Consider the following 14,235-nt stretch of genomic DNA (forward strand, 5'->3'; position numbering starts at 1 on the left):
GGGGAAATAGTATATGTTGCCCATTTTTCAAGCCATGCCCGAGCAACAGGCGATATCTAAACTCATTACATCAATTTGCTCTCGTTATCTTTCTCGGCATACTCCACTGTAATCATTCCAAGTTTAAGGCGGCAAGGATAATTGATGTAACATGGCTAGATTTTTTGCTCTCGCCTATCACTAATGTCTCTGCATCAACATCTAAATTACTGATATAAAAGTATTTTTTTATATGTTCGAGAAACCAATAAATTGTCGAAAAAACTGAAAACATTCATTTTATGACTCGTACTGAGATTGCATATAAATCGCTATTAGATCATAAAATTATGGAAAGTATGATCTTACCCGGGTATTTGTCAAAAAATCGCTCTGTTTTACCTTTCTATTTTCTGCGTTAAATGCCATAATGGCACGTTTTTCTCGCTATGCGGACTGCTCGGCAGTTTTACAAAAAATAGGGAAGAAAACACCGCTTGTTATTTCAATTAAACAGGCATAACTGATTGATTATGCAGCCAAAAGTTTTTGAGTGTAAGACATAAAAAATATCATCATAGGCACAGCTTGTCTGATATTACATTATTAAGACAATCGGGAGATTGCCACTATCGGCTTAGTACGAAAAAGACAAGTGTGTATTACAAAATAAAACAATAATGAGAAAACACAATGAAAAGAATGTTAATCAATGCAACTCAAAAAGAAGAGTTGCGAGTTGCTCTTGTTGATGGGCAACGTTTATTCGATTTGGATATTGAAAGTCCAGGTCATGAACAGAAAAAAGCCAATATTTACAAAGGGAAAATTACCCGAGTAGAACCCAGTCTTGAAGCCGCTTTTGTTGATTACGGAGCAGAGCGTCATGGTTTCTTACCGTTAAAAGAAATTTCACGCGAATATTTCCCTGAAGGTTATGTTTTCCAAGGTCGCCCAAATATCAAAGACATTATCCAAGAAGGACAAGAAGTGATTGTCCAAGTGGGTAAAGAAGAACGTGGTAACAAAGGTGCGGCACTCACTACTTTTATCTCATTAGCGGGTAGTTACTTGGTTTTAATGCCAAACAACCCGAGAGCTGGTGGGATTTCTCGCCGTATTGAAGGCGATGAACGTTTAGAACTGAAAGAAGCATTAGATAGCTTGACAGTTCCTGATGATGTGGGTCTAATTGTCCGCACTGCTGGCGTTGGAAAATCACCAGAAGAGTTACAATGGGACTTAAAAGTTCTTCTTCACCATTGGGAGGCGATCAAAAAAGCAGCAGAGTCTCGCCCGGCACCATTCTTAATTCACCAAGAAAGCGATGTGATTGTACGTGCAATTCGTGATTATTTGCGTCGTGACATTGGTGAAATTTTAATTGATAACAAAAAAGTCTTTGAAAAAGCAAAAAATCATATTCGTTTAGTGCGTCCTGATTTTATCAATCGTGTGCGCTTATACGAAGGTGAAGTACCGCTATTCAGTCATTATCAAATTGAATCACAAATTGAATCCGCCTTCCAACGTGAGGTGCGTTTACCTTCTGGTGGCTCAATTGTTATTGATGTCACTGAAGCCTTAACGGCAATTGATATTAACTCATCACGAGCAACTCGTGGTGGTGATATTGAAGAAACAGCATTAAATACTAACTTAGAAGCTGCTGATGAAATTGCTCGCCAACTCCGTTTACGTGACTTAGGGGGCTTAATTGTCATTGACTTTATTGATATGACGCCAGTTCGTCATCAACGTGAAGTAGAAAATCGTATTCGTGAAGCCACTCGCCAAGACCGAGCAAGAATTCAATTTGGTCGTATTTCTCGTTTTGGCTTATTGGAAATGTCTCGCCAGCGTTTAAGCCCATCATTGAGTGAAGCTTCATCACACGTTTGCCCACGTTGCCAAGGCACTGGAAAAATTCGTGATAATGAATCTATCGCTTTATCTATTCTGCGTTTAGTGGAAGAAGAAGCAATTAAAGAGAACTCTGTTCAGGTACATACCATTGTTCCAGTTGAAATTGCCTCTTACTTGTTGAACGAAAAACGTAAAGCTATCAGTGATATTGAGAAACGTCATAATGTTCAAGTGATTGTTGTACCAACAGAAAGTATGCAAACACCACACTTTAGTGTGTATCGTTTGCGTGAAAATGAAGTTGTTCCAACGTTGAGTTATGATTTAGCGAAACGTTATCAAGAAAAATCTGAAGATAATTGTGAAACACATCATCATTCTGAAGATGCTTTAGTGAGCCGTAATGAGCCTGTATTAACAGTAGAGTCTGTATTACAGAGTACAGAGTTAAATCTTCAACCTGCACCAACGCCAACTGAGCCAGCAAAACCATCATTGATTAGTCGTTTATTGGCAACAATTAAAGGGTGGTTTAGCGAAGCGCCGAAAGAGCCAGAGAAGAAAACAAAAGGTAAAACGCGTAATTCAAGAGATCGCCGTCAGCAACGCCGTGAACGTCCTACTCGTAACGAGCGACAAGAGCGTAAAGCACCACAAGAAGAAGCGAAATCAACGGAGTCGAAAAAGCGCCGAGAAGTTGTGGAAGAAGTGGTTGCAGTTCAAGAAAAAGAGCGAGATACCAAAATTGCAGAGCGTCGCCAACGTCGCGATTTACGCAAAAAAGTACGAGTTGAAAATGTGGCTGACAATACCCAAGAAGTAGCAAAAGTTGAAACTGCAAAAGCAGAAGCACCAACCAATGACGTGAAAGCAACGAAAGCTGCTAGCATTCAGCAATTTGTTGAACCAAAAGTAGATAATGTTGAACCTGTCATTACAACAGCCGAAACTGAAGAACGGAGTGAAGGACGAGAATCTCGTCAGCGTCGTTTACCGCGTCATTTACGAGTGGGTAATCAACGTCGTCGTGAACGTAAAGATGAAGTTAAAGCACCAATGCCATTGACTTCAGCTGTTGCCTCGCCTGAATTTGCAAGCGGTAAGATCTGGGTAAAAGTTTGCGAAACAGTAAGACAAGAAGAAAAACCAACATTCTTATCTGTTGATGAAATGTTGCAACAACAAGAGAAAAGTGTTCAACCCGTAGTTGAAAGTAGCACGCCTTTCGGTACTGTTGTTACCCAAGAAACAGATCGTGATTTGGTAAAAGAGCACCAGTATCCAAAAGAGTCTGTAGCTAGTGAGAATGTTCAATTAACATCAGATGTTACAACCATTGAGCCATTTGGCTTAGTAGTTTCTCAACCTACAAATCGCGATCTAGTAAAAGAAAATCACGAACGTCGCCATATTGAGTTAGTTGAAAGCGATAAGATTCAATCAAATGTTGATGTAGCAAATGTGGAGCAAACGGAGCAAGTAATTGGAATTTACCAAAGCAATTATCAATTTGAAGGTAAATTAGGCACGTTCTCTCGAGTTAGCCATACTAAAGCGGATACGGTGATTGCTGCATCTTCTGATGAGCAGACCGAACCATTCCCAATTACAGAGTGGCAAGGTTCTAAATACTATTTCTACGGAAAAGGATTTGGTGGGCATAGTAGCGCAGTAAGTCACGTTTATTCAGCATCAAGAACAACCAATTCGGTGCAAGAATAATCAAATGATGATAAATAGAGAGTCATTGTGAACTTTTTTCAAAAAAGGCTCTCTAATTGCATCGTTTAACCCTTCAATTTAAGGAATTGATTATGAAAAAATCATTATTAGCATTATTAGTATTAGGCTCAACTTTAACGTTAGCAGCTTGTGACCAAGCAAAAGAGAAAGCCGCAGAAGTTAAACAGGCAACAGAAACTAAAGTAGAGCAAGCGAAAGCAGCGGTTGTTGAAGCCAAAGATGCGGCAGCAGATAAAGCAACTGAAATGAAGGATGCAGCGGCAGCAAAAACAGAAGAAGTGAAAGCAGCTGTGGTTGAAGCTAAAGATGCGGCGGCAGCAAAAGCAACTGAAATGAAGGATGCAGCGGCAGCAAAAACAGAAGAAGTTAAAGCAGCTGCGGTTGAAGCTAAAGATGCGGTAGCAGCAAAAGCAACAGAAATGAAAGATGCAGCGGCAGCAAAAACAGAAGAAGTTAAAGCAACTGCGGTTGAAGCTAAAGATTCGGCAGCAGCAAAAGCAACTGAAATGAAAGATGCAGCGGCAGCAAAAACAGAAGAAGTTAAAGCAGCTGTAGTTGAAGCTAAAGATTCGGCAGCAGCAAAAGCAACTGAAATGAAAGATGCAGCGGCAGCAAAAACAGAAGAAGTTAAAGCAGCTGTAGTTGAAGCTAAAGATGCGGCAGCGACAAAAGCAACTGAAATGAAAGATGCAGCGGCAACAAAAATGGCAGAAGCTAAAGATGCAATGAAAAATGCAGTTTCTGAAGCAAAAGATGCTATGAAGGCTGTTGGTGAAAAAGTAGAAGAAATAAAACCTTCAACTGAAACCAAATAATTTTAGTTTATATTTAGGCACAGTTTTCTGTGCCTTTATTTTATTGAAAACATAGGGGAATTTAAAATGAAGAAATCATTATTAGCGATTGCATTGGGAACTGTTTTTACTTTAACTGCTTGTGATAATGGAAAAAGTAAACTCGAAGCAGATTTAAAGGTATCTCAAGAAAAATTTGCTCAATTAGAAAAAGTTGCAAATGAGAAGTTAGTCGAAATCCAGAAAATTGCTGAAGAACATATAGCTAAAGCATATGAAGAAGCTGATGCAAAAGTAGCTCAAGTAAAACAACAAGCAGATGAAAAAGTTGCAGAAGCAAACAAATCTGCAGAAGAAAGAATTGCAAAAATTAAGCAAGAAACAGAAAAACAGCTGACAGAAATGAAAAATTCAGTAGAAAGCCAAGTGGCAGAAGCAAGAAAAATTTCAGACGATAAATGGCAAGAAGTGAAGCAAGCTATTGAAGCTAAGTTAAGTCAGCCAAAACAAGCGGTTGCAGAAGTAGTTGAAGAGGTGAAAAAAACTACATCAGAAAAGAAAAGTAAGTTATCTGAAGCGTTAGGTGAAGTGAAAGAGTCTTTAAGCTCAACATTAAAAGATGCCAAAGAAGTCATTGCAGATAAAATGGACAGTGCAGGAAAAGTAATTCAAAATGTAGCTTCTGATCTTAAAAGTGGAACGAAAGAAGCCCCGAATGCTGTGGAGAGCAATGAAGAGCCTAAAACTGAAAAATAAGTTGAGGCTTTAGAGAGCTTATTTTGTGTATTATACATACTTTATTTGGTTGCATTTTAACCTTAAAGTGGAAATAACGATTGATCTCATTCTTATTCTTTGGTGTAAATTACGTCTGAAAGACTAATCGGTCTTTTGTATACAAAAGGGGAACTATTGTATTTTAATAATAGTTCAAGATATTATGAGTGTCTTTACTCAATAACTTTATATAAAGGTTAAAAAATTATGAACAAAAACAAATTTGTTAAATTTAGCTTAACGTTAATCTCAGCTGCAGTATTAGCAGCTTGTAGCTCTGGTGGTAGCAAAGGTGGTGACGATACAGCAGCAAAAGATGCAGCAGCTAAAGCAGCAGCAGCTAAAGCAGCACAAGAGGCAGCAGATAAAGCAGCTAAAGCAGCAGCAGCTAAAGCAGCAGCAGCTAAAGCAGCAGAAGAAAAAGTTAAAGCTACTACATCTGTAGGTCACAAATTAGTTAAAAAGAACAAATCTAATTTTGTTTTAAATATCGAGAATGATTTGGCATCTAGCTCTACTGGTCGTTCAGACAATATGAGTATTGAGCTATATCCAAGTTTAGATACTATCGTTGTATCGGTACCATTGAAAAAACAAGGTGATACATATGTTACAGATCCAACAGCACCTATTGGTTACTTAGAAGATTTTGATTTCCGTGGTAACACAGTCAATACTAGTGGTCAACACAAATTAAACCATATTTACAAAACTGCTGGTAATACTAAAGGCGGTGTTGTAAGAACAGCAAACGAAACTAAAACATCTACTGCTGGTACAGATTCTGGCTTAGCTTTGGTTTACCAAGAAGGTCGTAAAGTATATATCTCTAATGATCAAGTTGTAGGTGGTGTTCATACAGCTGCTGATTTACGTGATCGTACTAAAACTGTTGCTGAAGTTTATGGACACAGAACCTTTGTTGATGGTAATTCTTTAGTAGGTAAAGATGCAAATGGTAAGGTAATTGGTAGTGAAAGTGCATTAGCAAACGCTCCTTTCGGTAAGAAAGACCAAAGAGGTGCATATACTGAAGGTACTAAGTTAAGTCATGTTCAATATGGTCGTGTAACATCGAAATTAGATCAGGTTAAGCGTGAAGATACTAAAAATGGCTTAGATACAGGTGCATATAAAACTAAAGTTGTTAGCTACGGTGAATATGGTGTAAATGGTACTGAGGATAGCTATTTCTATCGTGGTGTTGGTGATACTGCTTATAATGCAGACCTAGCGGCTAAATTAGCGGGTGATTATGCAACATATAATGGCAAAGGTCAAAAAGTTAATGCTGGTAGCCTAACTTACCAAGGTCATGCAGTAACTTATGGTTTCAAACATTCACCTGTATTAGAGAAAAAAGCACCAAGCAAAGAAGTTCCTAATGCTTTAAGTGCAGAGCCAAAAATCCCACAGCCAAATTTAGTAAGTGGTACTCACGTTACAGCTAAAATTGATTTAGCAACTAAGAATGTTGCTGGTTCTTTATATGATGTATGGAGCAATGGTGCAAGTACAATCGCTAAATTTGATGGTAAATTAGAAAATAACGGAAGTATTTCTGGTACTTCTATGCGTTCAAGTGGTGGCGAAGGTACATTCAATGCGAACTTATTTGGTGAGCAAGCTCAAGAGTTAGGTGGTTCATTAGCAAGTAAAGCTACCGATCCAGCAAATAGCTGGGGTGCAGTATTCGGTGCTAAAGTACAAAATGTACCAGGTTCAGCTCCTGCTGAAGGATCTGCTTGGGGTGTTAAAACTGACGAAAACAAATAGTTTTAGTTTAACTTAGCTTTATTGTAAACAGTCCATATCTAATATGGACTGTTTTTTTAGGAGTTTGTAGTCATTTCTATGATGTATTTATAGGTACATTATAGAAATGACTATATAACTATTAAGGAATTTTAAAATGAATATAAAACCTTTATACCTTGCGCTTTTTTCAACTCTTATTCCTATATCTGGTGCTGCCTGGGAACTAAATAAAGACCCAAACCAAACGAGTGTAGATATGAAACCAGTTGTTAATTCTGATAAAATTGAAAAGGAGTTACTAAGAAATAATCAGATTGGACATGACAACATTTCGCAAGAAAGTGATAAAGTAGTTGTACAATATACAGGGCGTGAATTAGTTGAAAATCCAGATATATTAGAAGATTTACTTGTAAAAGCATTGATAAGTAAAAATGTTGGTATTCTACCAGGATATATTAAGTTATATGCTTTAGTACCAAATGCGGATACATCTTTAATTGATTGGGCAAATGCTATTTTATTAAGAGATAAGAATTTAAGTGATTCTATATTAGCCTATCGAACATTATATACCAAATTTCCAGATAACAATTTTATTCGTTTTCAATTGGCTGAGACACTATTTTATAACCAAGAATTTGAAGCTGCAAAAAAACAATTTGAACACTTAAAAGCCTCAAGAGGCGTATCACAACAAGATATTGTGGTATTTGATAACTATATTAATGCAATCAACCGTAAAGAAGAATGGGACTTTTCTTTTGGTGGTACCTTTTTAAATGATAAAAATTTATCAAATGCAGCTAAACAAGGAACAAAAGTTACATTACCAAATGGTCATTCAATTACGTATTCGTCTCCAAGACAATCCGGAAAAGGTGTTTCTGCATGGGTTGGCGCAAATAAGCAATGGAATCTGAGTAACGGTAAATATATTGCCTTTGATAGCAATTTATCCACTAAATATTATTGGGATAATAAATACTATAATGATGTCAATGCTCATGTTGGACTAGGTATCGGCTATTCTAATGCGAGATTAGATTTGTCTTTAACTCCTTATATTGATAAACGCTGGTATGCTGGTGGAGCTAATTCAACCAAGTCTCTAAAAAAATATTCTAACACCTATGGTGCAGTATTTAATTTATCGTATTGGCTAAATCAGAACTGGAAATATACGTCCTCTTATGACTTTGGTTATGAAATGTATGATAGATTGAGTTATAGCAAACAATATAATGGTGCATCTCATAGTCTGTCTAATAGCGTAATGTATTTACCAAGTGCTACACAATACTGGTCATTGGCTCTTGATACAGCTAAAAAATCAGCTAAAGATGATACTAACTCTTACGAGCGAATTGGCACAAGACTAACCTGGGGGCAGGAATGGGGTAAAGGTTTTGCGACTTCTACTACCTTAGGAGTAGGTAAACGTAACTACAAAGAAAAAACTTTCTTTGGTATGAAACAAAAAAATAAGGAATATTCTGCATCTATTTCGCTATGGAATAAAAATCTACATTTCTGGGGCTTAACACCAAGATTAACATTTAATTACTCTAAAACAGATAGTAATATTGCTATATATTCTTATGATAAGAAACAGATTTTCTTAAATGTAAACAAAAGTTTTTAGTTGTTCTTAAAAGAGTAGCTTCATAGCTAAGATTGCTGTTAATAAATACTTTAAAGTTGAAGCAGTACAGTATTCCTGTTAATCTGCTTCAGCCTCAAAAATAAAATAAGAAGTGGAGAATTAGGACTAACTATTGTTAGATTATAATCCAATCTGTGCAAACCAATACGTATATATAAGCTAAGAAATTATATAATACGGGTCGGGTTTATCCCCACCTATATCTTAAATGAGTTAAAATAAACAATACAACCGTTGTCAGTATATCGTTTCTCCCATCCGGATCATTTGATTTGTGAGTATTGATTGCAAACTCTCACGCGCCCCCAGTTTACAACGTCCAAATCACTGGCAAAAACCTATTTCAAAGATGAAAAAATTCTAGCAATTAAGTATGTTTAATAATGAATTTCCATCGTTAAAAAATTTTTAGGGATACATTTGCGACGAGATAAATTAGAATAGTCACACAATACTGAAATAAACAGACTAATTTTATAGAAAAAAATGACAGAGATTAAACTTAACTATCATAAAACCCATTTTTTAACTTCTGCCCCTGATATTCGTCATTTACCTGAAGATAATGGCGTAGAAATTGCTTTTGCAGGGCGTTCTAATGCAGGAAAATCAACCGCATTAAATGCACTCACTAACCAAAAAAGCCTTGCTCGCACATCAAAAACCCCAGGTCGAACTCAGCTTATCAACCTATTTGAAGTTGAGCCAAACTGTAAGCTCGTTGATTTACCTGGTTATGGCTACGCCGCTGTACCTGAACAGATGAAACGCCAGTGGCAAGATGCTTTAGGCGAGTATTTGCAGAAACGAAATTGTTTGCGTGGCGTGGTGATTTTAATGGATATTCGCCACCCATTAAAAGATCTCGATCAACAGATGATCGAATGGGCAGTCGCATCAGAACTTCCAGTGCTATTACTTTTAACCAAAGCGGATAAATTGAGCCAAAGTGCGAGAAGTAAGCAAGTGAAAATGGTCAGAGAAGCTATTTTACCTTTCCAAGGTGATGTTCAAGTAGAAGCCTATTCCGCCCTAAACCGTATTGGTATTGATAAATTAGCTAACAAACTTGATACTTGGTTTGCAGAAGTATTTGCCACAATAGAGGAATAAACAATGTACGATTTAACCGAATTACGCCAAACCACCGATGAAATTATCGAAGACTTACTCGCTGATGGTTCAGATCCTGAAGCACTTTATATTATTGAGCACCACGTAGCCCACCACGATTTTGATAAACTAGAAAAATTAGTGGTTGATGCCTATAAACTTGGCTACGAAATTTCTGAAGCTGAAGAACTTGAAGAAGAAAATGGTAAAGTTATTTTCGTGTGTGACATTGTCAGTGAAATTGAATTAAATGCTGACTTGATCACCGCACAGCAAAAAGAGTTACTGCCCTTGATTGAAAAAGCAGGAGCAGAATACGAAGGTTGGGGAACCTATTTTGAAGATCCAAACAGCGATGAAGATGAATATGGTGAAGACGGTGAATTCTTCGATGATGAAGATGACGATTTCGAGGATGAACGCCGTTAATTAACAAGCGGTCGGATAGGCAAAAAATTTTGCAGAACTCACTACTTAAGTCTAAGTCTATTTCTAATCAATGGTCACCGCCCTGATCTTCTACATATGAGTAGATGCAATCTGTCCTATTTTCCGCTTAAATCAAAATGGCAAGGAATTAGCCTTGCCATTTTTTGTAAAAAATATAATTAAAAGCCCGCTTGTTTTTCAAGTTGTTCAACTAAAGCGTCATCAAGATTTAACGCTGTGGCGAGTTGTGATAAGAATACAATCTCTTTACGAGAAAGTTCTTTACAAACAACACGAGCGGCTAAATAAACCTGGCTTGCTAATGCAACATCGTTACCGACAATGCTAGCGATCTCGGAAACTCGAATAGGGTTTGCGATTTCTTGTGATAGCCATTGTTGTAATTCAGGGTCATTACCCCCTTCTTGCTCAATTAATGCTTTTTCGTGTTCATCAAGTATGCCATCAGACAGTGCTGCTGCAATCATTGTGCGCAAAATTACATTACTACGTTCTTCTTCGCTATGATATGTTGAAGTAAATGCAGCTTCAGACACTTGTTGCTGAGTATTTGCCTGATCTTTTTGATAATTTTGATAGGCTTGGTAAGCAATACTGCCCAATGCAGCGAGTGAGCCAAGTTTTGTTAGGCTTGCTCCACCATTTCTGCCTAATACCATTGATAAAATACCCGCTAAAGCAGCACCACCACCAATTTTAGTGATTGTATCTGCTGTATTTTCACTTGGTTTATTGATTTTGCCCGCAGATTGTTTCACGGTGCCTAATACGGTATTTAAAATTTGATTAAAATTCATATTCTTTCCTTAACGTTGATTAAAAAATTGGTCGATAGACTAGACCGCTAAAACTCAAAATAATTCAGTTATTTAAAGTTATATTGCTTTAACTCATCTAGGAAATATATTTTTCCCTAGTGCAGTCAAAAGATCGGTCAGATAATATTTTCCATTCTTTTAGGGATTAGTCTTAATCTCTGTTAGAATGACGAAATTTATATGACGTAATTTATAACAAGCATTATGGCACTTATCGAATATTACCCTCCAACAGACCCTTGGCTAGATGAAGTTTATCGAGATAATCATATTTTGGTAATCAATAAACCGAGTGGATTACTTTCTGTTCCAGGAAATCGGCCTGAATATCAGGATAGTGCAATGGTTCGAGTTCAACAGAAATATGGCTTTACAGAGCCTGCTCATCGTTTAGATATGGCAACAAGTGGGATCTTACTGTTTGCATTAAGTAAACAGGCAGAAAAAGAGTTAAAGCGTCAATTTCGTGAACGTGAGCCGAAAAAGCATTATCAAGCGTTACTATGGGGTAAATTAGGCGAGAGCGTTGGCGATACTGGCACAATCAATTTTCCGTTAATTTGTGATTGGGAAAATCGCCCTCGTCAGAAAATCTGTTTTGAGCGAGGTAAACAAGCGGTAACATTCTATGAAATTCTTGCACATTATCCGAATAACATTACAAGGGTAAAATTAACTCCATATACAGGGCGTTCACATCAATTAAGAGTGCATAGTTTGGCGTTAGGACACCCTATTTTAGGCGATAAATTTTATGCAAATCCACTGGCAAGAAGTTTGGCTCCAAGGCTTTGTTTACACGCACAATCGCTATCTATTACTCACCCGATTACAGGTGAACCAATGACTTTTAATGTTGACCCTGATTTTTAGAAACACAATAAATTAAACTGGCGAACAAGAAACTAAAAAATGAAAAGGGAGAAATAAGATGAACTTTCAATGGCAACAATATCCTGAAAATATGAAACGGCTGTTAAAACTGACAACGCCTATTTTTATTTCTCAGCTAGCAGTTTCAGGAATGGGATTGGCAGATATTATTATGGCTGGATTAGTCAGTGATGCTGATGTTTCAGCAATTGCGGTTAGCAATTCTATTTACTTTCCTCTGTTTCTATTTGTTTTAGGGATCTTAAATGCCATTACCCCAACAGTTTCTTACCTAAATGGTTCAGGTCAACGCCATTTAATTGTCCACCAGATTCGTCAAGGTTTTTGGATTGTAATTGGTTTAAGTATTCCACTTATTACCATTTATTTGAATAGCAATCTTATTCTTGAATTTATGCAAACACCTGCGGAGTTTTCTGGTAAAACTGCACAATATTTAGTTGCATTAAGTGTCGGGCTTATCCCTGCATTGTTATCCGTAAATTTACGCTGTATGAATGATGGTTTATCTAACCCTAAGCCTGCGATGATCATTACTTTCATTGGTTTATTACTTAACATTCCACTGAATTATATTTTTATCTTTGGAAAATTCGGCTTACCCGAAATGGGAGCAGTTGGCTGTGGTGTCGCAACGGCTATTGTGAATTGGATAATGTTTGGCTTGATGCTACATTACTGCTATACCAACCAACCCCAAAAAGATATTAAGTTATTCGATAAGTGGATCGAAATGCCAAACCGAGAAACTTTGCTCAAGCTATTTAAATTGGGCACTCCTATTGGTTTTGCTCTTTTTACGGAAGTAATGTTATTTGCTACATCATCTCTCATTATTTCACCTTTAGGGGCACAAGTGGTTGCAAGCCATCAAATTGCGTTACAGACAAGTTCTCTCTTTTTTATGATCCCACTCTCTTTTGGGATTGCGACGACAATTCTTGTTGGGCAGACACTTGGACAAAAAAATATTGAAGGAGCAAAACATCTCAGCTATCACGCACTCTTTACGGGAGTAATATTAGCGATTTTCTTTGCTGCGGTGATTTTTCTTTGTCGAAATTTACTCCCACACGCATTTACAAGTGATCCAACTTCTATTGCAATTGCATCAAGCCTACTGATTTTTGCAGCGATTTATCAAATTCCTGATGCTTTACAAGTGGTGTGTAATGGTATTTTACGCGGTTATAAATATACCAATCCCACTCTAGCCATTACGATTTTCTGCTATTGGCTAGTGGGAATGCCCTTTGGATATATTTTGTCGATGACTGACTGGCTAGGCCAACCAATGGCAGCAAGCGGTTTCTGGATTATGTTCTGCATTAGTTTGAGTATTGCAGCTGCATTACTATTCTATCAAATGCGAAAAATTCAAGCTGTCCCCGAAGAGACGTTAATTCAGCGTTTGGAAAGGATTAAATAGGTTGTAATAGACCAAAATAGCTAGTCTTTTTATAGTATTTTCACAAAATAAGTTGTAGAAAATCATATCCTATAACCACTATTGTGCCATTACACCTTTACACCTTTGGGGTATCCCCTATTAATCAAACCTCTAGCACAATGTCTAGAGATTTGTGAGTACCCCAAAATACCTTTACATTTATATATCAAGGCATTTAATATCATATTAGAGTATAGTTAGACTATCTCGTCCCAAATACCACTATTGTTTTACCATGAGCGGAAATTAGCCCATCATCTTCAAGCATTTTTAAAATGCGTCCAACTGTTTCACGAGAGCACCCAACCATTTGTCCAATTTCTTGGCGAGTAATTTTAATTTGCATACCTTGTGGGTGGGTCATCGCATCTGGCATTTTGGCTAGGTTCATTAGAGTTTGAGCAATACGCCCTGTTACATCTAAAAAAGCAAGATTACTTACTTGGCGAGATGTCATCCGTAAACGGCGAGCCATTTGAGCAGATAAATACATCAAAATATCAGGATTTAAATGCACAAGCTGTTTAAATTTTTTATAAGAAATTTCCGCTATTTCACAATTCCCTTTGGTTCTAACCCAAGCAGTGCGAGGCTGTGTTCGCTCTTCAAATAAGCTAATCTCACCAACAAACTCCCCCTGCCCAAGATTAGTTAAGAGCATCTCTTTACCGTCATCATCTTTAATAAACACCGAAACTGAACCATTTACAATGTAAAACAGCGATTCAGCATCTTCCCCTGCGTGAATAAGCGTATATTTAGCAGGATAGCGGTGGATATGGCAGTGGGTTAAAAACCACTCTACTGCTGGATCATGAATTGATGGTAAAGGGGACACATTTTCAAGTTGAGCAGTAGAAATAGAAACATCTTGCATATAATAAGCCTTTTAATCCATTTATAGCGTAATTGCTCCGAGTGATTTTA

General features: G+C 37.2%; 11 protein-coding genes and 1 pseudogene. 10 read left to right on the top strand and 2 right to left on the bottom strand.

Translation table 11 applies throughout. The features are described 5' to 3' along the window. Window positions 1-681: 681 nt before the first annotated feature. From rne to rraB, 8 genes and pseudogenes are all read left to right on the top strand, one after another. Window positions 682-3,259: pseudogene (gene rne / locus A1D26_RS01105) on the top strand (ribonuclease E); the annotation flags it as partial. Window positions 3,260-3,408: 149 nt separating this feature from the next. Then, window positions 3,409-3,567, top strand: coding sequence for a hypothetical protein (locus A1D26_RS09725; RefSeq protein WP_394370216.1), 159 nt, complete (start codon window positions 3,409-3,411; stop codon window positions 3,565-3,567). Between the two features lie 92 nt (window positions 3,568-3,659). Next, window positions 3,660-4,403: a hypothetical protein gene (locus tag A1D26_RS01110; RefSeq protein ID WP_157402282.1), complete on the top strand. Its 744-nt coding sequence runs from the start codon at window positions 3,660-3,662 to the stop codon at window positions 4,401-4,403. Window positions 4,404-4,469: 66 nt separating this feature from the next. Continuing rightward, window positions 4,470-5,138, top strand: coding sequence for a hypothetical protein (locus A1D26_RS01115; protein ID WP_157402283.1), 669 nt, complete (start codon window positions 4,470-4,472; stop codon window positions 5,136-5,138). Window positions 5,139-5,366: 228 nt separating this feature from the next. Then, window positions 5,367-6,935: a transferrin-binding protein-like solute binding protein gene (locus A1D26_RS09525; RefSeq protein ID WP_198303020.1), complete on the top strand. Its 1,569-nt coding sequence runs from the start codon at window positions 5,367-5,369 to the stop codon at window positions 6,933-6,935. 136 nt (window positions 6,936-7,071) lie between these two features. Further along, on the top strand, window positions 7,072-8,562 hold the full coding sequence (locus A1D26_RS01125; RefSeq protein WP_157402284.1) for a surface lipoprotein assembly modifier: 1,491 nt from the start codon (window positions 7,072-7,074) through the stop codon (window positions 8,560-8,562). Window positions 8,563-9,069: 507 nt separating this feature from the next. Beyond that, window positions 9,070-9,696, top strand: a complete 627-nt coding sequence (yihA, locus tag A1D26_RS01130) for a ribosome biogenesis GTP-binding protein YihA/YsxC (protein ID WP_157402285.1) — start codon at window positions 9,070-9,072, stop codon at window positions 9,694-9,696. A gap of 3 nt (window positions 9,697-9,699) precedes the next feature. Then, entirely contained in the window at window positions 9,700-10,125 is a 426-nt protein-coding gene (gene rraB / locus A1D26_RS01135) for a ribonuclease E inhibitor RraB (RefSeq protein ID WP_157402286.1), read from the top strand. Window positions 10,126-10,304: 179 nt separating this feature from the next. Here rraB and A1D26_RS01140 read toward each other — a convergent pair whose 3' ends face one another. Then, the gene (locus A1D26_RS01140) at window positions 10,305-10,943 is read right to left on the bottom strand and encodes a tellurite resistance TerB family protein (protein WP_157402287.1); all 639 of its coding nucleotides are present in this window, start codon (window positions 10,941-10,943) and stop codon (window positions 10,305-10,307) included. Window positions 10,944-11,168: 225 nt separating this feature from the next. Here A1D26_RS01140 and rluA point away from each other — a divergent pair, with 225 nt between their 5' ends. Beyond that, complete coding sequence (rluA, locus tag A1D26_RS01145; RefSeq protein ID WP_157402288.1) at window positions 11,169-11,837, top strand: bifunctional tRNA pseudouridine(32) synthase/23S rRNA pseudouridine(746) synthase RluA; 669 nt, start codon at window positions 11,169-11,171, stop codon at window positions 11,835-11,837. 58 nt (window positions 11,838-11,895) lie between these two features. Beyond that, window positions 11,896-13,287 carry an MATE family efflux transporter gene (locus tag A1D26_RS01150; RefSeq protein ID WP_157402289.1) on the top strand — a complete coding sequence of 464 codons (1,392 nt, stop codon included), beginning with the start codon at window positions 11,896-11,898 and terminating at the stop codon, window positions 13,285-13,287. A 223-nt stretch (window positions 13,288-13,510) separates the two neighbouring features. Here the strand turns inward: A1D26_RS01150 and crp are convergent, their stop codons facing one another. Beyond that, entirely contained in the window at window positions 13,511-14,185 is a 675-nt protein-coding gene (gene crp, locus A1D26_RS01155) for a cAMP-activated global transcriptional regulator CRP (protein ID WP_157395383.1), read from the bottom strand. Window positions 14,186-14,235: the final 50 nt, after the last annotated feature.

This window comes from Ursidibacter maritimus, assembly GCF_009761395.1.
GTDB lineage: Bacteria > Pseudomonadota > Gammaproteobacteria > Enterobacterales > Pasteurellaceae > Ursidibacter > Ursidibacter maritimus.

Coding starts and splice junctions, on each gene's coding strand:
- A1D26_RS01110 (WP_157402282.1), top strand. CDS start 3,660: ATGAAAAAATCATTATTAGCATTATTAGTATTAGGCTCAACTTTAACG.
- A1D26_RS01115 (WP_157402283.1), top strand. CDS start 4,470: ATGAAGAAATCATTATTAGCGATTGCATTGGGAACTGTTTTTACTTTA.
- A1D26_RS09525 (WP_198303020.1), top strand. CDS start 5,367: ATGAACAAAAACAAATTTGTTAAATTTAGCTTAACGTTAATCTCAGCT.
- A1D26_RS01125 (WP_157402284.1), top strand. CDS start 7,072: ATGAATATAAAACCTTTATACCTTGCGCTTTTTTCAACTCTTATTCCT.
- yihA (WP_157402285.1), top strand. CDS start 9,070: ATGACAGAGATTAAACTTAACTATCATAAAACCCATTTTTTAACTTCT.
- rraB (WP_157402286.1), top strand. CDS start 9,700: ATGTACGATTTAACCGAATTACGCCAAACCACCGATGAAATTATCGAA.
- A1D26_RS01140 (WP_157402287.1), bottom strand. CDS start 10,943: ATGAATTTTAATCAAATTTTAAATACCGTATTAGGCACCGTGAAACAA.
- rluA (WP_157402288.1), top strand. CDS start 11,169: ATGGCACTTATCGAATATTACCCTCCAACAGACCCTTGGCTAGATGAA.
- A1D26_RS01150 (WP_157402289.1), top strand. CDS start 11,896: ATGAACTTTCAATGGCAACAATATCCTGAAAATATGAAACGGCTGTTA.
- crp (WP_157395383.1), bottom strand. CDS start 14,185: ATGCAAGATGTTTCTATTTCTACTGCTCAACTTGAAAATGTGTCCCCT.